The 21,968-nt window shown below is 67.4% G+C and carries 21 protein-coding genes and 1 pseudogene; 15 read left to right on the top strand and 7 right to left on the bottom strand.

Annotated elements, in window-relative coordinates:
• Positions 1-36 precede the first annotated feature (36 nt).
• The 3 genes from KZX42_RS00535 (at position 37) to KZX42_RS00525 (ending at position 2,263) form a co-directional block, all read left to right on the top strand.
• The gene (locus KZX42_RS00535) at positions 37-774 is read left to right on the top strand and encodes a YgcG family protein (RefSeq protein ID WP_248117232.1); all 738 of its coding nucleotides are present in this window, start codon (positions 37-39) and stop codon (positions 772-774) included.
• Complete coding sequence (locus tag KZX42_RS00530) at positions 774-1,451, top strand: TPM domain-containing protein (RefSeq protein WP_248116093.1); 678 nt, start codon at positions 774-776, stop codon at positions 1,449-1,451. The genes KZX42_RS00535 and KZX42_RS00530 overlap by 1 nt, the downstream gene beginning before the upstream one ends.
• Positions 1,452-1,525: 74 nt before the next feature.
• On the top strand, positions 1,526-2,263 hold the full coding sequence (locus tag KZX42_RS00525) for an endonuclease/exonuclease/phosphatase family protein (RefSeq protein WP_248116091.1): 738 nt from the start codon (positions 1,526-1,528) through the stop codon (positions 2,261-2,263).
• Here KZX42_RS00525 and KZX42_RS00520 read toward each other — a convergent pair.
• On the bottom strand, positions 2,248-3,726 hold the full coding sequence (locus KZX42_RS00520) for a phospholipase D-like domain-containing protein (protein WP_248116089.1): 1,479 nt from the start codon (positions 3,724-3,726) through the stop codon (positions 2,248-2,250). The two genes, KZX42_RS00525 and KZX42_RS00520, sit on opposite strands and share 16 nt — an antisense overlap.
• A 141-nt stretch (positions 3,727-3,867) precedes the next feature.
• Between KZX42_RS00520 and KZX42_RS00515 the strand changes: the two genes are divergently transcribed.
• The 5 genes from KZX42_RS00515 (at position 3,868) to pip (ending at position 8,861) form a co-directional block, all read left to right on the top strand.
• Positions 3,868-4,080, top strand: a complete 213-nt coding sequence (locus KZX42_RS00515; protein ID WP_248116087.1) for a hypothetical protein — start codon at positions 3,868-3,870, stop codon at positions 4,078-4,080.
• Positions 4,081-4,205: 125 nt separating this feature from the next.
• Positions 4,206-6,764 (top strand): tipN, encoded by a 2,559-nt coding sequence (locus KZX42_RS00510; RefSeq protein ID WP_248116085.1) that lies wholly within the window; start codon positions 4,206-4,208, stop codon positions 6,762-6,764.
• An 84-nt stretch (positions 6,765-6,848) separates the two neighbouring features.
• Positions 6,849-7,457 (top strand): hypothetical protein, encoded by a 609-nt coding sequence (locus KZX42_RS00505; protein WP_248116083.1) that lies wholly within the window; start codon positions 6,849-6,851, stop codon positions 7,455-7,457.
• 43 nt (positions 7,458-7,500) lie between these two features.
• Positions 7,501-7,857: a DUF423 domain-containing protein gene (locus KZX42_RS00500; protein ID WP_248116081.1), complete on the top strand. Its 357-nt coding sequence runs from the start codon at positions 7,501-7,503 to the stop codon at positions 7,855-7,857.
• 29 nt (positions 7,858-7,886) lie between these two features.
• Positions 7,887-8,861, top strand: coding sequence for a prolyl aminopeptidase (gene pip, locus KZX42_RS00495; RefSeq protein WP_248116079.1), 975 nt, complete (start codon positions 7,887-7,889; stop codon positions 8,859-8,861).
• A 67-nt stretch (positions 8,862-8,928) separates the two neighbouring features.
• Here pip and KZX42_RS00490 read toward each other — a convergent pair whose 3' ends face one another.
• On the bottom strand, positions 8,929-9,327 hold the full coding sequence (locus tag KZX42_RS00490; RefSeq protein WP_248116077.1) for a DoxX family protein: 399 nt from the start codon (positions 9,325-9,327) through the stop codon (positions 8,929-8,931).
• An 84-nt stretch (positions 9,328-9,411) separates the two neighbouring features.
• A pseudogene (locus tag KZX42_RS00485) lies at positions 9,412-10,110 on the bottom strand (pirin family protein).
• A gap of 122 nt (positions 10,111-10,232) precedes the next feature.
• Here KZX42_RS00485 and KZX42_RS00480 point away from each other — a divergent pair.
• Positions 10,233-11,159, top strand: a complete 927-nt coding sequence (locus KZX42_RS00480; RefSeq protein ID WP_248116075.1) for a LysR family transcriptional regulator — start codon at positions 10,233-10,235, stop codon at positions 11,157-11,159.
• Between the two features lie 4 nt (positions 11,160-11,163).
• On the opposite strand, the gene KZX42_RS00475 is transcribed toward KZX42_RS00480, so the two are convergent.
• Genes KZX42_RS00475 through KZX42_RS00460 form a run of 4 tightly spaced genes read right to left on the bottom strand, consistent with a single transcriptional unit; the run spans position 11,164 to position 13,755 of the window.
• Entirely contained in the window at positions 11,164-11,463 is a 300-nt protein-coding gene (locus tag KZX42_RS00475; RefSeq protein WP_248116073.1) for a hemolysin, read from the bottom strand.
• A 22-nt stretch (positions 11,464-11,485) separates the two neighbouring features.
• On the bottom strand, positions 11,486-11,842 hold the full coding sequence (locus tag KZX42_RS00470) for a DUF1996 domain-containing protein (RefSeq protein WP_248116071.1): 357 nt from the start codon (positions 11,840-11,842) through the stop codon (positions 11,486-11,488).
• Positions 11,800-12,258: a DNA polymerase III subunit chi gene (locus tag KZX42_RS00465; protein WP_248116069.1), complete on the bottom strand. Its 459-nt coding sequence runs from the start codon at positions 12,256-12,258 to the stop codon at positions 11,800-11,802. Before KZX42_RS00465 ends, KZX42_RS00470 begins: the two co-directional genes overlap by 43 nt.
• A gap of 21 nt (positions 12,259-12,279) precedes the next feature.
• Entirely contained in the window at positions 12,280-13,755 is a 1,476-nt protein-coding gene (locus tag KZX42_RS00460; RefSeq protein ID WP_248116067.1) for a leucyl aminopeptidase, read from the bottom strand.
• Between the two features lie 142 nt (positions 13,756-13,897).
• Between KZX42_RS00460 and KZX42_RS00455 the strand changes: the two genes are divergently transcribed.
• The 6 genes from KZX42_RS00455 to rsmA all read left to right on the top strand — a co-directional run bounded on the left by KZX42_RS00455 (position 13,898) and on the right by rsmA (position 21,959).
• A complete protein-coding gene (locus KZX42_RS00455; protein WP_248116065.1) occupies positions 13,898-15,034 on the top strand; it encodes an LptF/LptG family permease in 1,137 nt (378 codons plus the stop codon).
• Positions 15,031-16,182 carry an LPS export ABC transporter permease LptG gene (lptG, locus tag KZX42_RS00450; protein ID WP_248116063.1) on the top strand — a complete coding sequence of 384 codons (1,152 nt, stop codon included), beginning with the start codon at positions 15,031-15,033 and terminating at the stop codon, positions 16,180-16,182. Before KZX42_RS00455 ends, lptG begins: the two co-directional genes overlap by 4 nt.
• 33 nt (positions 16,183-16,215) lie before the next feature.
• Positions 16,216-18,681 carry an LPS assembly protein LptD gene (gene lptD / locus KZX42_RS00445; protein ID WP_248116061.1) on the top strand — a complete coding sequence of 822 codons (2,466 nt, stop codon included), beginning with the start codon at positions 16,216-16,218 and terminating at the stop codon, positions 18,679-18,681.
• Between the two features lie 72 nt (positions 18,682-18,753).
• Entirely contained in the window at positions 18,754-20,139 is a 1,386-nt protein-coding gene (locus tag KZX42_RS00440) for a peptidylprolyl isomerase (protein WP_248116059.1), read from the top strand.
• Entirely contained in the window at positions 20,136-21,140 is a 1,005-nt protein-coding gene (pdxA, locus tag KZX42_RS00435) for a 4-hydroxythreonine-4-phosphate dehydrogenase PdxA (RefSeq protein WP_248116057.1), read from the top strand. Before KZX42_RS00440 ends, pdxA begins: the two co-directional genes overlap by 4 nt.
• Before the next feature lie 9 nt (positions 21,141-21,149).
• Positions 21,150-21,959, top strand: coding sequence for a 16S rRNA (adenine(1518)-N(6)/adenine(1519)-N(6))-dimethyltransferase RsmA (rsmA, locus tag KZX42_RS00430; protein ID WP_248116055.1), 810 nt, complete (start codon positions 21,150-21,152; stop codon positions 21,957-21,959).
• Positions 21,960-21,968: the final 9 nt, after the last annotated feature.

The raw sequence follows: 21,968 nt of genomic DNA, 5'->3' as shown, positions 1-21,968 counted from the left end.
GGCCTGGCGGTCCTGCTGCTGTTCGCCGTTCCGGCGATGGCGCAGTCCAAGATCGACTTTCCGCCCCTGAGCGGCCGCGTGGTTGATCAGGCTGGTTTGCTCGATCCCGCGACCGAACAGGCCCTGACCGAGAAGCTGCAGACGCTGGAAGCCGCGACCACCGACCAGCTTGTCGTCGTGACCGTCAGCAGCCTCCAGGATCAGGAGATCGAGGACTACGGCTATCAGCTGGGTCGCGCCTGGGGCATCGGTCAGAAGGAAAAGGACAACGGCGCCATGCTGATCGTCGCGCCCAATGAGCGCAAGGTCCGGGTCGAGGTGGGCTATGGGTTGGAGCCGATCCTGACCGACGCCTTCTCTTCCCAGGTCATCCGCAACGACATCCTGCCGTCCTTCCGCGACGGCGACTACAAGACCGGCGTGGTCAAGGGCGTGGATGCGCTGATCGCGCAACTGTCGCTCGATCCCGCCGAAGCCCAGGCCCGCGCCCAGGCCGTCGCGGACGAACAGGCCAAGGACAAGGGCGGCTCCATCGCGCCTCTGGTGATCGTCGCGATCATCTTCCTGTTCATGTTCTTGGCCGCCGCGCGATCCGGTCGCGGACGGCGCAGCGGCGTCGGCTCCGTCCTGCTGTGGGCGGCGTCCGAGGCGCTGCGCGATTCAGGACGCGGCGGCGGGGGTTGGGGCGGCGGAGGCGGCGGCTTCGGCGGCGGGGGTGGATTTGGCGGAGGCGGCGGCGGCTTCGGCGGCGGCGGCGCGTCAGGAGGATGGTGATGCAGATCACGGACAACGACCGCGCCCGCATCGCAGCGGCCATCGCCGGCGCCGAGGCCCAGACCTCGGGCGAAATCTTCTGCGTCGTATCGCGGCGCGTCTCGTCCTATCTGGACGTCAGCCTGGCGTGGGCGGCGGGCGCGGCCCTGATCGCTCCCATCGTCTTCGTCCCCTTCGTTCTGGACCTGCGTTGGCCCGGCGGCGGCTGGGAGGCCGCGCATCGGGCGGCCGAGGCGGCGAGCACCGGACAGACCCTGGCCATATACGCCCTGTCGCAGGCGGTGGTGTTCGTGAGCGTCTTCCTGCTGACCCGCATTCCCGCCCTGCGCCGCCTGTCCACGCCGGCCGGCGTGCGACGCGGACGGGTGCGAGAAGCGGCCCTGCAGCAGTTCCTGGCCCACGGCGTCCATGTCACGCGCGAACGCACCGGCGTCCTGATCTTCGCCGCCCTGGACGAACATCAGGTCGAGTTGATCGCTGACGAAGCCATTCACGCCGAGGTGGAAGAAGCCGACTGGGCTCAGGCGGTGGACGCCCTGACCCGCGAACTGCGCGAAGACCGGCTGGTCGAGGGCTTTTCAGCCGCCGTCGCCCTGTGCGGCCAGGTGCTGGCCAGGCACTTCCCGCCGCGACCGGACAATCCCAATGAGTTGCCGGATCATCTGATCCTGTTGTGAATCGTCGTATCGGGGTCGCATTCCGGGGCCAGAAGGCCTAGGCCCACGTCGAAGCCAGACGCCATAGCCCCCCCATGCCCCGCCTTCTCACCTACAATGTTCACCGCTGCGTCGGCACAGACCGTCGTCTCGATGTCGACCGTATCGTCGCCGTCATCGGCGAATACGAGCCGGACATCGTCTGCCTGCAAGAGCTGGATGTAGGCCGGTCGCGGACCAATGGCGTGGATCAGGCGCGCGCCATCGCCGATGGTCTGGCCATGACCTCGCGCTTTCACCCGGCGATGCGGGTCGAGGCGGAACTGTATGGCGACGCCATCCTGACCGCCCATCCTGAACGGCTGATCCGCGCCGACGCCCTGCCGACCGTCACAGGCATTCCCGGGCTTGAGCCGCGCGGCGCCATCTGGTCCGAGATCGAGATCGACGGTGTGGCCCTGAACGTCTTCAACACCCATCTGGGTCTGGTCCCGCGCGAACAGCGCCTGCAGGCGGCGGCCCTGATCGGGCCGGGCTGGCTGGGCGGCTGCGCCGGACCGATCCTGTTGGCGGGGGACTTCAACGCCACCTCGATCACCCGTCCCTATCAGACCCTGTGCCGCACTCTTGAAGACTGCCAGCGTCAACTGGGCGTCAAGCCCAGCGTCAAGACCTTCCCCTCGGCCTTTCCGGCCATCCGTATCGACCACTGCTTCGTCAGCCCGCACATTCGGATACGCGCAGTGCGCTCGGCCTTTTCGCCGCTGGCGCGGGTGGCGTCGGATCATCTGCCGCTGATCGTCGATTTCGACGTGGTTCAGCCGGGCGCCTGACCGCCTTCGGAGATCGGTCGCGTCCGGTGCGAGCGGTTCAGCCGCTTCCAGGGCCGCCAGGCGTCGGTGGAGGATGTAGGATCGCCCAGCTGCCATTCCGCGAACATCCGCTGGATGCGGGTAGGCGGCTCCGAACCCAGCGGCTTCAGTCGATCCGTCTCGAAGCTGCAGATCGCCTGGCCGACCGAGCCGAACACCGCTTCCACCGCCGCATAATCCTCGGTCGCGACGCCCAGCCAGTGGGCGATGGTGCGATGGCGGTGGGCGGTGATCGCCGCGCGCCCCGCCGCGTCTGTCGGTTCGGCGGCGATGTCGCATTCGGTATCCAAGCCCATCGAACGGTTGTTCAGATTGGTGGACCCGATCCTTATCAGCCGGTCGTCGATGATCGACATCTTAGCGTGGACGATGATGCGGTCGCCGTCCTCGGTCAGGGGGGCGAAGGCGAAGAAACGGTTGAACTTGTCCGCCTGCTCCAGCCGGTAAAGCACCTCAGCGCGGGCCGTATCCATCGTCAGGCTGTCGAACCAGCTGGGGCTCTTGGCGGTTGAGACGACGATGATCTGCGGCCCGTCCGGCTCGGCCAGACGCTGCGCCAGAGCGGCGGCGATCACCGGCGATGTGAAATACTGGTTCTCCAGATAGATCAGCCGTTTGGCGCGCCGAATGGACTCCAGATGCAGGGCCTCGCTCTCGCGCACCTCGTGCCGACCGGCCCATTTCGGCTCGGTGCGGGCGATGCCGACCGGCACGTCCGTCATCTGGACCGGAACGTCGTCGGGCCACGGATCGCCGTCGACCTGATCGGGAATGGTGCGTTCCCACGTCGCCTTGAACCAGCGTTCGCGCGCCAGATCGGCCAGCGCCCGCGCCGCCGGACCGTCCATAACCGACATCACTTCGTGCCGCGCCTTGCAGATGACGCCGCTGGGCAGGGCGCGGCGCGGATCACCGTCCAGATGTTCGTCGGAGTCCCAGCGGTCGGTCGAGATGTCGCCCCCGCCGCAAAAGGCCAGCTTGTCGTCGATCACCACCACCTTCTGATGGTGGCAGGCGCCGATGGGGCCGGGCGAATCCAGACGGAACTCCACCATCCGCTTGCGGAACCAGCGCTGAGCGCGATGGGGATAGAAGCCCTGCGACGCCGCGATCAGCAGGGGCGATTTCCAGATCAGCAGCCGCACGTCCAGATCGGGCTTCTTCTTGACCAGCAGTCTAAGCTGGCGTCCGATCTCGGCGCTCTTGTCGCCCGGCCGCGTTTCGGGATCCAGATGGGTGCGCGGATCGAACTGCCAGCCCAGAAGGACGATGGACCGTTCCGCCTTCTGGATGGCCGAGGATAGGGCGTCGAAATAGGCCTCGTTCTCCATAAGCACGGAGAACCGATGGGCGACGGCCGAGGTCCACAGACCCGGCCCCGGCTCCAGCAAACTGCCGTCGTAACTATCGCCGCCTTGCCCCATGCAACCCCTCTGCCTGATTCGCGTGACACGGTGTCGGAGCGCCTAGGTTCTCCGTTTCATGCGCTTGGCGTCGGGTCAATCTTTCAGAACGCAGGCCTTAAGGCGGGATTGTGACGTTCGCCGATCTGAGGCATAAGGCGCATGGCCATTCAGGCCGCGAGGGAGGGTGGAATGCAGGCGCTGGTCGAACTGATCGCCGGCTTCATCGCTTTGCTGGCCGCAGCCGTCCTGTCGCAGTTCGGCGTGGACACGCACACCACCAACCATTCCGACCGCGAGGTCCATCGCGTGGCCGAGTGTCGCGACGGCGCCGCTTCGTCCACGGTCATGGTCGAGAGCAGTCGCGGCTGCTGACATAGCGGCCTGTTCGTCGGTGATCGACAGCTTACGCGCGCCAGCAGGTTCCGTCTGCCTCATTCCTGTTCTAGGGTCTGGACGGCGCTGTCGGACGCCTGCGTAGAGATCGAGTTTTTGAACTGATGAAGTCTCCCAAACGGCCGCCGCTGAAGCTGACCGACGAGGACGTGGTCGCGCCCGTCGATGCGCCGTCCATCGAGGAGACGCCCGTCGCCGACGCTTCTTTCGAACCAGAACCGTTGACCGACGCAGATCTGGAAATCGTGCAGCCCACGTTCGAAAGACCGATGTCCGAACGGCGTCGTCGTCGCCTGCTGGAAGAACAGCGTCTGGCCGAAGAACGCGCCGCTAAGGCCCAGCACGCGCCATCGCCCGAACTGACCGCCGAGGTCGAGTTGGCCGTCGCGACCGGCAAGCCCCCGGCCCCGTTCGAACTGTCGTCGCCTCCAGCCGTGAAGCCGCTCGCAACCAAGCGCGCCAGCGAGCCGTCCGGCCGCCACGCCTATCTGATCGCCGGCATCGCCTCAGCCCTTTGGATCGGCGGGGTCGCCTCCTGGGCCGCCTATGAGTTCGGGGCCGGCGGGGCCGAGTTGGACCCGTTGCGGATCGCCATCTACGCCCTGATCGCCTTGGCCCCGGCAGGCTTGGCCATCATGCTGGCCCATGCCGTGCGGCAAGGTGCGGGACTGGCGGCCGAGACCCGTCGCGCGCGGCAACTGGCCGAGGCGCTGGTGGCCCCGACGGCGCTGGCCGCCCAGCAGACCGGCGACGTGCTTCAATCCCTGCGATCCGACATCGACCACGCCGCCCTGGCGGCCGAGCGGGCGCGCGCCGACATGGCCCTGCTGCGCGAAGCCTTGGCCGAGGAGACGGCGCGCCTTAACGAGGCGGCTGACAACGCCGGCCGCACCGCTCGTCGCCTGGCTGAGAACCTGGGTCGCGAACGCGATCATATGCAGACGCTTGGCCTTCACTTGGACACTCAGGCGACCGGGGTGATCGACGCGGTCGAACGCCAGTCGCGCATGGTCGCCGACGCCTCGGACCTGGCCCAGGCCCAGTTGCGCGAGGCCGAGGCCGCGCTCGCCGCCCGCGCCGCCGATCTGGCGGCCGCCGCCGGCGAGGCCCAGGACGCCGCTCGCGTCGCGGCGGACGATCTGGCCCGCCAGACGATCCGGCTGGAGAACGCCGGCTCTGGCGTGGCCGAACAGATTCAGTCGGTCGAAGAGGGCCTGGGCCAACAACGCGCCTCGCTGGTCACCGCCGCCTATGCGCTGCGCACCGATCAGGAGGATTTCTCCGCCCAGGTCGAGAGCCAGCGCGCCCAGTTGATCGAACATCTGTCCGCGACCCGCAGCGCCGCCGGCGACCTGGACCGCACGGCCCAGACCTCGGTCGACGCCCTGCGCGATCTGGTCGAGGCCGCCGCCGACCAGTTCCGCGCCTTGGTGGACATGTCTCAGCGCGAGGCTGACGGTTTCGATTCCGCCACCAAGGTCGCGCTGGACCGCTTCGAGGCCTTGGCCGCTGAGGCCCGCGACGCTCTGATGGAGGAGACGCGCCGCGCCCTGGAGCAGATGCGCGCCACCGCTGAGGACTCCCGCGCCGCCGCCGCCGACGCCGCCGAACAGGCCCGTCTGCGCGCCGACCGCCTGGGCGAAACCCTGTTCGATGCGGCGCAGAAGGCCGATAACGCCGCCGACGCCCGTATCGAGGACGCGCGCCGCATCGTGAGCGAAACGTCCGGCATGGTCGAGGAGGCCGGCGAGCGGATGGTCAATCGCCTGGAGACCCTGGTCGGCCGCCTGAACGAGGCCCTGTCCGAGATCGACACCGCCGTCGCGGACATCGACGAGCGCGCCGCCCGCCTGCCCCAGGAAGCCCGTGTTCGCGCCGAGGCCGTGCGCGCGACGGTCGAGGACGGCCTGGCGTCGCTGTCCGCCGCCTCGCGCAAGGCCGCCGAGGACACCGAGGCCCTGGATCTGGGCTTCCAGGAGCGGGTGCGCCGCAACTACGACATGCTGACCGAGGCCGTTCGGCTCATGGGCGTCGTGTCCGGCGACGCCTCCCCTGCCCGTCGTCGCGAGGCGCCCCCCGAACCCGAACGCGTCGAACCGCGTGCTGCTCGGACGCCGGTTCCGCAGCCTGTCGAAGAGCGCAAGTTCGGTCTACGCAGCCGCTTGCGGCTTGAGCCGACCGAAACCCCGCGTCCCGTGGCCGACGAACGCCTGGACTGGAGCGACCTGGTCGCCCAGGATGACGGTGACGAGCCGCCCCTGAACCTGGACACTCCCGCTGCGGCGGCCGGCCCCACGCCGGCAGAGGCCGAGGCCCTGTCCGAGCGGGTGATGGCCGCCATTCGCCGTATGGGCGTCGATCCCAACGCCCTTCTCCCGCGCTCCCGTGTCGAGGAAGCGGCGCGCGCCATCGGCAAGGGCGACCCGGACGGCGGCCGCCAGATCGTGCGCCGCGTGGCGCCGGCCGCCGTTCGCAGCGTGTCGCGCCGGGTGCTCAGCGACGCCGAACTGCGCGCCGACGCCGAACGCTATGTGCGCCATTTCGCGGGCGGCCTGGCTGCTTCGGCCCGCGCGGGCGATGCGGCGGCGGTTCAGACCGCCCTGGCGTCGGACGCCGGACGCGCCTTCATGCTGCTGGACGCCGCTGTCGGCGATCTGGGCTAGGGAGCGACGGGACTTGACGATGCCCTCCAGTTGCCGCCACTTGCGGGTCACCGAACTGTCATGGGCATGGCGATGGCCGGCACGATGAGTGAAATGGACAGGGCGGCGGACGCCGACACCCGAAACGGCGACCGCCGCCCCGGCATCATCATCTGCGCCTATGAGGGCGAGGACACGGGCTGGGATTTGGTCGAGGACCTTTCCGGCGAAATCTGGAGCCCGGCGGGCGCACGCGCCGTGCCCATCGTCGGCAACGATCCCGACGCCCTGGCCTCGACCCTGGCGGCGCATCTGGGCAGCGGCGACTGCCGCGCCGTCCTGCTGGTGGGCCGCACGCACAAGGGTCAAGGCTTCCGGGTCCAGATGCGGGCCGAAAACCGGACGCTGGATCACAAGCATCGCCTGTCCAGCACCGGCCCCGGCGTCGCCCGCGCCACGGCGCCGGTCGCCGACATCGTGCGCGCCCTGACCGCTGCGGGTCTTGAAGCCGACGCTTCGTCCGAGGCGGAAGAGGACGCCGGTTCCTATCTGCTCTACCGGGTGCTGGCCGATCTGCCGGATGGGCCCTTGACGCCCTCCATCGGCCTGCTGCGCGCACCTGCCCCCGCCAATGAGGCCGCCGTGCGCAAGGGCGTCAAGGCCGCCGCCTCGGCCATGGCCAGCCACCTGACGCCCCTGCCCCGCGCCGGGTGAACGAGCGAAAGACAGGGGTCGATCTACGGTCTAGGTTGGCCAGATGATCGTGAGTCGCAAACTGATCCTCTTCGCCGCCCTGAACGGCGCCATGGCGGTCGCCGTCGGGGCCTTCGCCGCGCATGGCGCGGGGCCGCAGATCAAGACCCTGCTGACCACCGGCGCCCAGTATCAGTTGATCCATGCGGTTCTGGCGGTCGCCGCCGTTCAATGGCAAGCGGGCGGGCGGTTGACGTCCGTGGCCGGCTGGCTCGCGTCCGTCGGGGGTCTGGTCTTCTGTTTGTCCCTGCTGCTGATCGCCTTCCTCGGCGTGCCGGCCTTCGGCGTGATCGCCCCCATCGGCGGGGCGCTGATGATCGCCGGATGGCTGTGCCTCGCCTTCGCCGCCCTTCGTTCCTGACCGTTTCGTCCGAGTAGAAAGACCCCTGCATGGCCTTCCCCGCGCCCGCTGATCCGCGTCGCATCCTCTATCCCGAGGTTGAGGCCTATGCCTCCGGCTGGATGAGGACCGAGGGCGTGCACGAAATCTACTATGAGGAATCCGGCAATCCGCACGGCGTGCCGGTCATCGTGCTGCATGGCGGCCCAGGCGGCGCCGTCAATCCGGGAATGCGCCGGTTCTTCGATCCGGCCGTCTATCGCATCATCATGTTCGATCAGCGCGGTTGCGGCCTGTCGCGCCCCCACGCCTCGCTGGAGGACAACACCACTTGGACCCTGATCGCGGACATCGAACGGCTGCGAATTCTGTGCGGCGTCGAGAAATGGGTGGTGTTTGGCGGATCGTGGGGTTCGACGCTGTCGATGGCCTACGCCATCACCCACCCCGAGCGGGTCAGGGCGCTGGTCCTGCGCGGCATCTTCCTGCTGACGAAGAAGGAGTTGCACTGGTTCTATCAGGACGGCGCCTCGATGATGTTCCCCGACGCTTGGGAAAGGTTCCTGGAGCCGATCCCCGAGGCCGAGCGCGGCGACCTGATGGCGGCCTATTACAAACGACTGATCGGCGACGACGTGGCGGAACGCGAGCGGTGCGCCGTCGCCTGGTCAAGCTGGGAGGGCGAGACCGTCAGCGTGGAAGGCCCCAACGCCCGGCCCGAGAAGTTCGCCGAGCCGGAGTTCGCCGTGGCCTTCGCACGGATCGAGAATTGGTTCTTCACCAACGCCGGCTTCTTCGAGGAGGACGGCTGGATCCTGAAGAATGTGGACCGGATGCGGCATATTCCGTGCTGGATCGCCCAGGGTCGGTTCGACGTGGTCACGCCGATTTCCGGCGCCTGGGCCCTGCACCGCGCCTGGCCCGAGGCGCATCTGAATATCGTCGATGACGCCGGTCACGCATCGTCCGAGCCGGGCATCGTCGACAGCCTGGTGCGCGCCACCGACTGGGCCGCGACCGCCTGAAGCCGATCTCAGGTCAGAGAACCAGGGCCGCCCCGTCGATCACGGGGCGGCCCTTTCGCTTGCGGGATCAAAACCGTCTGGAGCCGCGCTCGTCCAGGCTCCAGGCGCCCGGCCCGGCGGTGAAGACGTAGAGGAAGACAAGGCAGAACAGGATGGCCGCATCGCCGCCATTCACCGCCGGCATCGGGTCCCGGGGGAAGTGGAACATCCAATAGGCCACCGCCATCTGACCCGAGGCGATGAAGGCCGCAGGTCGGGTGAACAGACCCAGCACCAGAAGCACGCCCGTCACCAGCTCGATGGCTCCGCCGATGCCGAACAGGGAAAGCAGGTCCTGCTGGCCGGGTTCGGCGCCCGCCGGGAAGCCGAACAGCTTGACCAGGCCGTGGGCGAGAAACAGCAGACCGGCGACGATCCGTAGCGCCGCCAAGGCTCTCGCCGACCATGCGCTTGCTTGGCTGAACATTGTCTTTCCTCCCGTTTGCATGCGTTGGCGCGATGCGGATTTCACGGCCGGACCGAGGTCCGACCGTGAAGCTTGATCCGAAAATCAGGCCGCGTCCACCAACACGATCTCGGCATCCGACAGGGCCTTGACCGTGATGACGTCTTCCTGGGCGATGGCGGCGCCGTCGCGCGCATTCAGGCGAACGCCATTGACCTCGACCTCGCCCTTGGCCGGCACCAGATAGGCGCGACGCGCCGCGCCTAGCGGATAGTTGGCGCTGTCGCCCGCATTCAGGGTCGCCGCCACGATCCGCGCATCGGTGCGGATCGGAAGGGCGTCGTCATCGCCGTCGAAGCCGGACGCCAGGACTACGAACTGCCCGGCCCGCTCACCTTTCGGGAAGGGCTTGGCGCCCTAGCTGGGCGCATCACCGCGCCGCGTCGGTTCGATCCAGATCTGGAAGATTCGCGTCAGCTCAGGCTCGGCATTGTACTCCGCATGGCGGATGCCGGTGCCGGCGCTCATCACCTGGACATCGCCCGCAACCGTGCGGCCCTTGTTGCCCAGGCTGTCCTCGTGGCTGATGGCGCCGTCGCGGACATAGGTGATGATCTCCATGTCGGCATGGGGATGGGGGGGAAAACCGGTGCCGGAGGCGATCTCGTCGTCGTTCCAGACACGCAGATTGCCCCAGCTCATACGGTTCGGATCGTAGTAGTTGGCGAAGGAGAAATGGTGTTTGGCGTTCAGCCAGCCGTGGTTGGCGCCGCCAAGGGATTCAAACGGTCTGCGCTCGATCATCGGTGGGGTCCTTTCGCGTCGGAACCGTCCGACGCCTTTGCTTGACGACAAGATAGAGATCGGCGACCGAACAGAAATAGAAACCAACGAAACTCATTGTTTCCCTTCGCATAGGCCGCAGCATGTCACGACTGCCCGATCTGGAAGCCCTGGCTATCTTCGCCAAGGTGGCGGAAACCCAGTCCTTCTCAGGCGCGGCTGAAAGCCTGTCCCTGTCCAAGGCCACTGTGTCCAAGGCGGTGACTCGGCTGGAGCAGCAGCTTCAGACCACCCTTCTTCACCGGACCTCGCGCCGGTTCGCCCTGACGGACACAGGCCGGACCCTGGCGGGACGCGCGGCCCATATGCTGGCCGAGGCGGAAGGGGCGGTGTCGGAGGCGCTGGACATGTCGGTGACGCCCCGCGGACTGGTGCGACTGGCCGCGCCCATGTCCTTCGGCATGGCCTATGTGGCCCCCGCCCTGCCCGAGTTCCTGGCGACCAACCCAGACATCTCGATCGACCTGCATCTGGCGGACGAGGTGATTGATCTTGTCGGAGGCGGCTTCGACTGCGCCCTGCGGATCGCCGCCCTGCCCGATTCCTCGCTGACGGCGCGCAAGCTGAGGCCGGTTAAACGCGCTCTGGTCGCCTCGCCCACCTATCTGGCGCAGCGGGGAAGGCCTAGCCACCCGAACGATCTGAACCGCCACGCCTGTCTCTGCTACGCCTATATGCCGACGCCCGACATCTGGCGGTTCAGCAACGCGGCGGGTGAAGAGGTCTTGGTGCGGCCGCAGGGACCGTTGCGAGCCAACAACTCGGACGCCCTCACGGCGTCGCTGTGGGCGGGGCTGGGCATCTTCCCCCAACCGGACTTCATCTACTGGAGGGATGTCGCGGGCGGCCATCTGGAGACGGTCATGACCGACTGGAGCCTGCCGCCCATCGCCCTTCACCTGGTCGCGCCCAACAGCGGCCCGAGACCCGCGCGGGTCACGGCCCTTATGGACTATCTAGCCGACCGGTTCAGCAAGCCGCTGTGGCCAGGCGATACGGTCGGCCGATAAGGCGTCAGCCGCACTTCACCTGCTTGACGATGTTGGTGGCCTCATCGAACACGAAGTTCACCCGGTTCTCGCGATAGTCCATCGTCGCCGCGCAGGTGGTGCACAGGACGCGGAAGGTCTGGCCGCTCGGCGCGGTCGGAATGGTAGAGCGATTACGCCCGACGTAGCTTTGATAGTCCTCGACCTTGCACGCCTTGAAGGCGGGTTCCGATCCGTTCGTCGGCGGCGTCGCGGTCTGAGTCGGGGCGCAGGCCGAAAGCGCAAAGGCGCCGGCTGCGAACAGCGTGCTAGCGATGAGTTTCATGATCCGTCCCTTCCATGTCGGCTCAGCCGCAGCGAACCTGTTCGATGATGCCGGTCTGCGCATTGTAGAAGATGTTCAGGCGATAGGCCGAAAAGTCCTGTTGCACCGGGCAGGTCGTACAGGTCACGCGGCGATTGACCACCTCGACGGGCACGGGAATCTCGGTGCGCGACTTGCCGACCAGATATTGCATCTCGCCAGCCTTACAGAAGTCTTGCGTCTGCCCGGTCGGCATCCGGCTGCCGACAGGCGGGTTCAACTGCGCCTGCTCGACCGCGCGTGGGGCGGGCGCCTCGGACACCGGCGTCGAACAGGCCGCCAGCAGGCCCAGCGCGATCAGGCCGCCTTTTCCCAGCGCCCTTCGTCCGACTGTTTCCAATAGGCCAGATTGGCGCCCTGATCCTTCAGCGTCTTCCAGCGGCTGCGGGCGTGCTGCAACGCCGGTTCGTCCCGCCCGTCGAAAATTATGAAGCATCGTTCGAACCCTTCCGTTGCGCCCATGTCTGCATCGTCGAAAATGAACAGCGCCTGAGCGCCGTTCAGGTTCTCCCCTGTCTCGCTCAACAGCACGGGCTGACGGTCGGCATGGGGCTGATCGGCCCGGCCGTGCGGCAGAAAGCTGTCTTCGCGAAACGTCCAGAGCAGTTCGTCCACATCGTCCAGACGATGGGAATGCGACGACTTCACCATGGCGCGCCAGCCCCGCTCAAGCGTCTTCTCGAGCAGGGTCGGCAGCACCTGATCCAGCGTGGACCGCTCCAGGTGGTAGAACCAGATTTCGGGCTCGCCGTTCATCCGGCCCTACCGATCCGACGATCAGGCTTCGTAGGTGTCGGCCACCATGCGATCCAGGGTGCGCACGGCGAAGCCAACGCCGCCCTCGGGCACGGTTGGGTTGGGGCTCTTGTTGGCCCAGGCGGTCGGGGCGATATCCAGGTGCGCCCATGGCACGCCGTTGGTGAAGCGTTGCAGGAACAGAGCGGCGGTGATCGAGCCGCCCGCGCGTCCGTTTCCGGTGTTCTTCACGTCGGCGATCTTGGAATCGATGTGCTGCTCATAGATGGCCGGGATCGGCATCCGCCAGAAGTTCTCGCCCACCTTCTTGGCCGCCGCCAGGATCGGATCGGCCACGTCGTCGGAGTTGGAGAAGACGCCGGCGTAATCCAGGCCCAGGGCCACGATCATGGCGCCCGTCAGGGTGGCCAGGTCGATCATGAACTTGGGCTTGAAACGCTCCTGCGTGTACCAGAGCGCGTCGGCCAGGACGAGGCGGCCTTCCGCGTCGGTGTTGATGACCTCGACCGTCTGGCCCGACATGGACACCACCACGTCGCCCGGACGCTGGGCGTTGCCGTCCGGCATGTTCTCGACCAAGCCCAGAACGCCCACGGCGTTGACCTTGGCCTTGCGGCCGGCCAGGGCGATCATGGTTCCAGTCACGGCGGCCGCGCCGCCCATGTCCCACTTCATCTCCTCCATGCCGTCGGCCGGCTTGATGGAGATGCCGCCGGTGTCGAAGCAGACGCCCTTGCCGACGAAGGCGATGGGCTGACCGCCCGCCTCGCCGCCCTTCCACTGGATCACGGCCAACTGGCTTTCGCGACGGCTGCCCTGGCCGACGCCCAGCAGGGTGCGCATGCCCAGCTTCTCCATCTCGGCCTCGCCCAGGATTTCGACCTCCAGGCCCAGGCTTTCCAGCGCCTTGACGCGCTTGGCGAACTCGGCCGGATAGAGGACGTTTGCGGGTTCCGACACCAGGTCGCGGGCGAAGATCACACCGTCCGCCACGGCCGACAGCGGCTCCAGCGCCGCCTCAGCCGCGCGCAGGTCGGCGGTGACGACGCGAACCGCCGTGATCGACGGAATCTTGTCGGCCTTTTGCGTGGTGCGGTATTTGTCGAAGCGGTAGGCCGCCAGACGCGCCGCGAAGCCCGCCCGCGCCGCCTGCTCGGGCGTCAGGTCCGATGCGTCGATGGTCAGCACCTCGGCGCCCGACAGCTTGACCGCCGCATAGGCCGAACCGCCGAAGGCCTCGACCGCCAGATCGTCCAGCTTGGCCTTGTCGCCCGCGCCGATCAGCAGGACCGAATCCGCGTCCACGCCCGACGGGGCGGCGATCAGCAGGCTTTGGCCCGCCTTGCCGGTGAAGCGGCCCTTCGTCATCGCCTTGGTCAGGGCGCCGCCCGCCTTGCCGTCCAGCGCCGAACCGGCCGCCGTCAGGGCGCGGTCTTCGAACACGGGAACCGCGACAATTTCGGCGGCGTCCACGGCGGCGACGAATTCGATCTTCATTCAACCAACTCCAGCCAGGCCCCACCCGGCGTCTGCAAAGACTAAAAGACAATGGCGCGTCCGCTTGTCGCCGACGCGCCGTGATGTGCTACTAGATGCGCCTCAATGTCGCCGCCTGCAACCGGGCGAAGTCCATCCGCCCATGACCCTGATTCAAAGATACCTTTTCCGCCAGATCCTCTTCCCGGTGGTCGCCGCCTGCGCGGCGCTGGCGGGAATCGGATTTCTGAGCCAGAGCCTGGACCAACTCCAGGTCATCGTCGAGCGGGGCCAGAGCGTGTGGATCATGGTCAAGCTGACGCTGCTGGCCCTGCCGCAGCTGCTGGCGGTGATTCTGCCCATCGGCCTGTTCGTCGGCGCCCTGATCGCCTTGACGCGGCTGCAGCGGGAGCAGGAGCTGACGGCCAGCTTCGCCGGCGGCATGACCCGGTGGCAGGTGATCTCTCCCGCCGCGCGCATCGCTGTTCTGGTCGCGCTTGTCACCCTGCTGGTCAATGTCTTCCTGCTGCCCTGGGCCCAGCAGGAGGCGCGACGACAGGCGTTCGACATCCGAACCGACCTGGCCGCCCTTCTGGTCGAAGAGGGACAGTTCGTTCAGGGGCCTGACGGCCTTACCGTCTATGTGCAGCAGATCGAACAGAACGGCCTGCTGAAGAATCTGTTCGTCTATCTGGATGACAAGGACAAGGTTACGACCTGGAACGCCGCAGAGGCGCGGTTCAGCCGTGACGCCGCCGGCACGCCGGTCCTGACCATGATCGACGGCTCGGCCCAGCGCTATTCGTCGGGCGGGGTTCTGGAGACGCTGTCGTTCGGCCGCTACGACTTCTCGCTTGCCCCGTTCGTCGGCGTGACCGACACCCTGCGCTTCAAGCCCACCGACCTCTATCTGCGGCAGTTGCTGAACCCTACGGCCAAGATCGTGGAGGTCGCAGGCACACGTGGCGAGCTGTTGGCCGAGGCCCATTCGCGTCTTTCCTCGCCCCTCTACGCCCTGGTCGCAATGGCGCTTGCGCTGTCGGCCGTTCTGGGCGGATCGTTCAGCCGCACCGGCTATACGCTGCGGATCGCCAAGGCGGCCGCGCTGTTCCTGCTGCTGCGGGTCATCGGCTACGGACTGGTCGCCGGCAGCGCCTGGAACGCCAGTTTGAACGTGCTGCAATATGTCGTGCCCATCGTCGCGGTCGCCATATCCCTGCGGGTCCTGTTCCGCGCCCTGAAGCCGCGTCGCAGCCGTAGCGCCCTCGTCCTGCGCGATCTGAAGGCGAGGTTCGCATGACCGCCGTCACCCCGCGTTTGACCGCGACGGTCCGCCGTTCGCCGCACATCCCCCGCCTGGGCGTCATCGAACGCTATGTGCTGGTGCAACAATCGAAGTCGCTGGCCGTAGCGCTGGCGGTGATCGCCGCCTTGGTCATGCTGATCGACTTTGTCGAAGTGTCGCGTGGGCTGGGGTCGGATCAGGACCTGTCGGCTGTACGCATCTTCGGCCTGGTGCTGCTGAAATCGCCCTCGGTGATCCTGCAACTCATGCCGTTCGTCTTCCTGTTCGGCACACTGTCGGCCTTCATTGGCCTGAACCGGCGAAGCGAGTTGATCGCCATGCGTGCAGCAGGCGTTTCTGCGTGGCGGTTCGTGCTGCCGGCGGCCGGCATGGCCTTCGTCCTGGGCGTGGCGACGGTGACAGTCCTGGGACCGCTGGCCTCGGCCGGGGACGGCCTTTGGCAGCGCGAACGCGCCCGCATCTCGGGAACGGCGCCCGGCGGCGATCCGAACGCGGCGATCTGGCTGCGCGAAGGCGACGACCAGCGCCAAATGATCATTCGCGCCGGCCGCCAGGATCGCGCCAACGCCCGCCTGCTGGACGTCAGCTTCTTTATCTACACCACCGCTCCCGGCGGCGGTCGGACATTCTCGGAACGGATCGACGCCAAGTCCGCCTCGCTGAACGCCGGAAGCTGGCGGCTGACCGATGCGGTCGGAGCCCAGATCGGCCAGCGCGCCGTCAGCTATTCCAGCCTGACCCTGGTCTCCAGCTTGGCCGACGAGGAGGCGTTCGAACGGTTCGCCCGACCGCAGTCGACCCCCTTCTGGTCCCTGCCGAACCAGATCAGCCGGATCGAAAACGCCGGTTTCACCTCCACCGCCTATCGATTGCGATTCCAGCAGCTTCTGGCTACGCCGCTGGTGTTCGCCGCCATGTCGATTTTGGCGGCGGCCTTCTCGTTGCGCTTGATGCGGCTAGGCGATCTGGCGCGTATGAGCGGGGCAGCCGTGGTGCTGGGCTTCGCCTTCTTCTTCCTGAACCAGTTTTCGTCGGCCATGGGATCGGCCGAGGTCGTGGCGCCGTTCGTCGCCGCGTGGCTGCCGCCCGTTCTGACGGCGCTCGCAGCCTTTACCTTGCTGTTCTATACCGAAGACGGCTAATCGGGCGCTCGCTTCTCAGAATACGGATGGCCTATGCAGGGTGATCGCCACGATCGGCGCCGCAACGCTTTCAGAGCAAGGCTTCTCGCCGGCGCCGCCTTGGTCGCCTGCGCGCCCCTGGCCACGCCGGTCTTCGCCCAGGCCGATGCGCGCGCCACTCCGCCTGCGGTGCAGATCTCCGCGCCGTCCGATGGTCTGGGGCCGAACGCCGTCTATGTGGACGCCGACAACGCCCAGCGTGTCGGCGACGCCATCGTGGTCAACGGCACGCCCGAGAACCGGGCCTACGTCCGCACGCGCGGCCATGTGCTGCGCGGCGAAAGCCTGTCCTACGATCTGAACGCAGGCTCAGCGACGGGCCAGGGCGATGTCGAGGCCATCGCCCCTAACGGCACGGTCGTCTACGCCAGTCATCTGGAGCTGGACCAGAACCTGACCACGGGCGTCGCCGTGGATTTCGCCACCCGGCTGCCGAACGGCGCCAGCCTGATGGCCGCGACCGCGGTGCGCCGGAGCGAGAATGTCAACGAGCTGAACTACGCACGGTTCACCCCCTGCCCCATCTGCGACGACAATGGGCCGCGTCGTCCCACCATCTCGATCCAGGCCGAGCGCGTGGTTCAGGACGAGCAGCTTCGCGCCATCCTGTACCGAAACGCCGTCTTTTACATCGGCCCCTTGCCGGTCTTCTACACGCCCTTCTTCGCCCACCCCGACCCCTCGGTCGAGCGGGCGTCCGGCGTGCTGGTGCCCATCGTGAACTTTGACGAGGGTCGGGGCGTGTCGGTGGAAATCCCTTACCTCCACGTCGTCTCGCCGTCCGAGGACTGGTTGATCAGTCCCCAGATCAACACCAAGGTCGCGCCGCTCCTAAACCTGCAATGGCGGCGTCGGTTCGCCAACGGCATGATCGTGGCGCGCGGCGGCTATACCAACGAGCGGAACTTCGGCGACTTCGACATCGATGGCGACGGTCGGCTGGAGAGCAACGTCCGCTTCGGCGACCGCGAGAACCGCAGCTATCTGCTGTCGCATGGCGAGTTTGATCCCGACGGGCCCTGGCGATTCGGCTTCACGGCCGAGCGGACCTCGGACAAGACGCTGTTCGACCGCTATGACGTGCGCTCCCCCTATCAGGACAACGGTCTCTATTACGGGGATCGGCGCCGCCTGATCAGCCAGATCTACGCCGAGCATCAGACCGACCGTTCCTATGTGTCGGTCGCCGCCTTCTCGATCCAGAGCCTGCGCCTGGACCCAGCCTTCGCGGCCACCGACTTCCGCGACGCCAACGGCTTCAAGGTGTTCGAGGACGATCACACCCTGCCCCTGGTCGCGCCCCTGATCGACGCGCGGTGGGAACCGCATGAACTGGTCATGGGCGGAAGGCTGCGGCTGAAGGGTTCGGCGGTGTCGCTCTATCGCGACCGTTTCGTCGGCGCGCCGATCCTGAACCCCGAGATCGTGCCGCCGGTCACGGAGGGCCTCACCGGCGTGGACAGCCGCCGCGTCACCGGCCAGCTGGAATGGCGGCGCACCGTCATCCTGCCGATCGGCGTGCGGGTCGAGCCGTTCGTGGACACTCGCGTCGACCTGTATTCCATGTCCGACCTGCCGCCTATGATGGGGATCGACAGCGACGCCACGATCAGCCGCTCGCGCCTCAGCGCCGGAGTGGACGTGACCTATCCGCTGATCAAGCGCGCCGGAGACGCCGACATCATCCTGGAGCCGGTCGGCCAGTTCTCGGTATCCAACAAGGTCAATCTAGACCCGCGAATCCCGATCGAAGACGCACAGGTTCTCGAACTGGACGAATCCTCACTGTTCCGCATGGACCGCTTTTCCGGCTACGACCTGCTGGAAGGCGGCGCGCGTCTGACCGCCGGTGGGCGCGCCACGATTCGCTGGTCCGAGGGACGCAAGGCCAGCCTGTTCATCGGGCGCAGCTATCGCTTCCATCAGCAGGACGACTTCAAGACCTCCATCCCCGACGCGCCGGCGCGCCTTTATGATCCCACCGGCCTGGCGTCCGAAACCTCCGACTGGGTGGTTCAGGGCGACTTCTCACCATCGGATCGGATCCGCAGCTGGTTCCACGCCACCGTAGACGGTTCGGGCGAGGTTCGGCGGGCCGAAGCGGCGTTGGACGGTCGCTGGGGGCGGCGCAATCAGGCTATCGTCAGCTATATTCTGGACCAGTCCAACCCAGTCGATGGCCCGTTGAACCGAAACTACGAGTTCGTTCAGCTGGCGGGCCAGCAGTTCCTCTATCGCAACTGGGGCTTCGCCGTCGCCGGCATCGCCGATCTGGACGAGAACGAGATCACCCGGTCCGAAGTGGGCATGCTGTTCGACGACGACTGCTTCCGGTTCGAACTGGGCTATCGCCGCGACAATACCCGCGCGCGGCCCGGCGGACCGTCAGAAGGCATCTATGTGCGCCTAAACCTCGCCACTTTCGGAGGTTCAGGTTATGGACAGGGCGACATGCGTTGAGCATGACGCTTTACGGGGCGCGACCGCCTGCCCGTCTGGCTGGCGGACCGCTGTGAGGAATCAGGACGAGCAATGGGTTTGATGCGTTATTCGACGGGGGCTGCGCTCGCGGCGGTCCTGCTCGCCGGTTCGGCCCATGGCCAGGCGGCCCAGGCCCGCCCGCAGGGGGCCGCCCAAGCTCCGGCTCAGACGTCCGGCCAAGGCGTCGCCGCCGGCGCGCCCAATCCGGCGGCCGAGGAAGCGCCCACGACGGCGCGCGCCGAGCCTCAGTTCGAAATGGCCGACGGCATCGTCGCCACCGTCAACGACAAGATCATCACCGGCTATGACCTGCGTCAGCGGATGCTGATGCTGATCGCCTCGTCTCAGGTGCAACCGACCGAGCAGAATCTGCCCGCCATCCAGCAGGCGGCGCTGAACGCCCTGATCGAGGATCGCCTGAAGATTCAGGAGATGGCCAAGTTCGAGAGCCTGAAGGTCACCGACGAAGAGGTGGATCAGGAAATCGCTGAAATGGCCCGCGCCGCGGGCACGACCCCGGCCAACTATCTGCAGTTCCTGCAGCAGGGCGGCATCCAGCCCGCCGCCTTCCGCGAGAACCTGCGCACCCAGATTGGCTGGAGCCAATTGGTGCCCGGCCGTTTCAACAGCCGCGCCCGCGCCAGCAGCCTGCAGGTCGATCAGGAACTGCGTCGCCTGAACGAAGCCGCCTCCAAGCCTCAATTCCTGCTGGGCGAAATCTATATCGACGCCGCCCGCGTGGGCGGGCCGCAGGCCGCGCTGAACGGCGCGCGCCAACTGGTGCAGCAGATCATTCAGGGCGCGCCCTTCCAGGCCGTGGCCCAGCAATTCTCCTCGGCGCCGTCCGCCAACGCGCGGGTGCCGGGCGACGCGGGCTGGGTCGTGCGTGATTCGCTGCAGCCGGCCGTCCAGACCGTGGTCGATCAACTCCAGCCCGGCCAGTTGTCCAACCCCATCGTCGTCGATGGCGGGGTCTATATCCTTTATCTTCGCGACAAGCGCGACGGCGCCTCGACCAGTCTGGTCTCGCTGCGTCAGGTCATGGTCGAACTGCCCGAGACTGCGTCCGAAGCCGACGTCGCCGCCGCCACGCAGAAGCTCCAGGCCATGCGCGCGGGCCTGACCTGCGACAACATTCTGTCGCAAGCTCGCGCAACCGAAGGCGTGATCGGCGCTGACCTGGGCGAATCCGACGTGGCCAATCTGGCGCCCCAATTCCAACAGTTCGCCCGCACCGGCGAGCTTGGCGCCGTCTCCACCCCCATCCGCACGCCGCTGGGTCTGCACCTGGTCGCCGTCTGCGGCCGTCGCGTCGGTGGCCCCGAGGCCCCCAACCGCCAGCAGGTCGAAAACCGCCTGCGGGCGCAGAACCTTCAGGTTCTGGAGCGACGCTATCTGCGCGACTTGCGCAGCGACGCCCTGATCGAGTTCAAGTGACCGGATCGGTCGCGCCTCTGGTCCTGACGCTGGGCGAGCCCGCCGGCGTCGGGCCGGAGATCGTCGCCGCCGCCTGGACCGCCCTAAGACACGAACCGCTGGCCTTTGCGGTCATCGGCGACGCCGACCTGATGCGCGCCCAAAACGTGCCGGTGGTCGAGGTCGGCGCGCCCGGCGACGCCGCCGACCGCTTCGCCCGCGCCCTACCCGTCATTCACCGTCCCCTGCCCACCCCGGTCGAGGTCGGTCGCCCGGATCCCGCCAACGCCCTGGCTGTCGCGGACGGCATCGAGGAGGCGGTCGGATTCGCCCTGTCCGGCGAGGCGTCGGGCGTCGTCACCGCCCCCATCGCCAAGGCGCCGATGTACGCAGCGGGCTTTCGCTTTCCGGGCCATACGGAGTTCATCGCCGAACTGACCGCCGATGCGCCCTATCCCGGAACGCGCGGCCCGGTGATGATGCTGACGGCGCGGGACCTGCGGGCCTGTCTGGTGACCATCCATGTCGCCTTGGACCAGGTGCCGGAACTGGTGACCGCCGAGCGCGTGGCCCGCACCGCCCGAGTCGTCCATGAAAGCCTGAAGCGGGACTTCGCCATCGCCCGTCCCCAGCTGGCCATGGCCGCCCTGAACCCCCACGCGGGCGAAGGCGGCGCACTGGGCCTTCAGGAGATGGACATCCTGATCCCGGTCGCTCGACAACTGCGTGCCGAGGGTATCGACATCACCGATCCCAAGTCCGCCGACACCCTGTTCCACGACGCGGCGCGCGCCACCTATGACGCGGCCATCTGCATGTATCACGATCAGGCCCTGATCCCGGTCAAGACCCTGGACTTCTGGGGCGGGGTCAACGTCTCCCTGGGCCTGCCCATCATCCGCACCTCGCCCGACCACGGCACCGGGTTCGACATTGCAGGCAAAGGCCTGGCCCGCCCCGACAGCCTGATCGCCGCCATCCGTCTGGCTTCGGAGATGGCGGTGGCGCGCGCCGCGCGCTAACAGACCGTCGTGACCGACCAACCATCCCTCCGCGAAACCCTCGACGCCCACGGCCTCTCGGCCAAGAAGAGCTTCGGCCAGCATTTCCTGCTGGACCTGAACGTCACCCGCAAGATCGTGCGGCTGGCCGGTCCGTTCGAAGGCCGCGCCGTGATCGAGGTCGGCCCCGGCCCCGGCGGCCTGACCCGCGCCCTGCTGGAATCCGACGCCGGTCCGGTGCTGTTGGTCGAGAAGGATCCCCGCTTCATTCCCCTGTTGTCTGAACTGGACGACGGCTCCGGCCGCCTGACCATTGTCGAGGCGGACGCGTTGAAGGTGAAGGAGGCCGATCTGGTCCCCGGCCCCGCGCACCTGGTCTCCAACCTGCCCTACAACGTCGGCACGGCCCTGCTGATCAAATGGCTGACAGGCCCCTGGCTGCCGCACAGCCTGACCCTGATGTTCCAGAGAGAGGTCGCCGAGCGTGTCGCCGCAGCGCCGGGCGAAGACGCCTACGGCCGTCTGGCCGTCATTTCTCAGGCCGTCTGCACCGCGCGCGTCGTCATGCACCTGCCAGCCGCCGCCTTCACCCCGCCGCCCAAGGTGGCCTCGGCCGTGGTGCATCTGGTCCCGCTGGACGAACGCCCCTCTCCAGAACGCCTGAAGAAGCTGGAGCGCGTCACAGCCGCCGCCTTCGGCCAGCGCCGCAAGATGCTGCGTTCCAGCCTGAAGCAACTGGGCGGCGGCGCCCTGTGCGAAGCGGCCGGGATTGAGCCGGACGCCCGGGCCGAAACCATCGACGTGGCGGGCTTCCTTCGCCTGGCTGACGCGCTATCCTGAGTCTTTGAC

Origin of the sequence: Brevundimonas sp. EYE_349 (assembly GCF_023147505.1) — a bacterium.
In the GTDB taxonomy this organism is placed as follows: Bacteria; Pseudomonadota; Alphaproteobacteria; order Caulobacterales; family Caulobacteraceae; genus Brevundimonas.
This window is presented reverse-complemented; position numbering and strand designations above follow the sequence as displayed.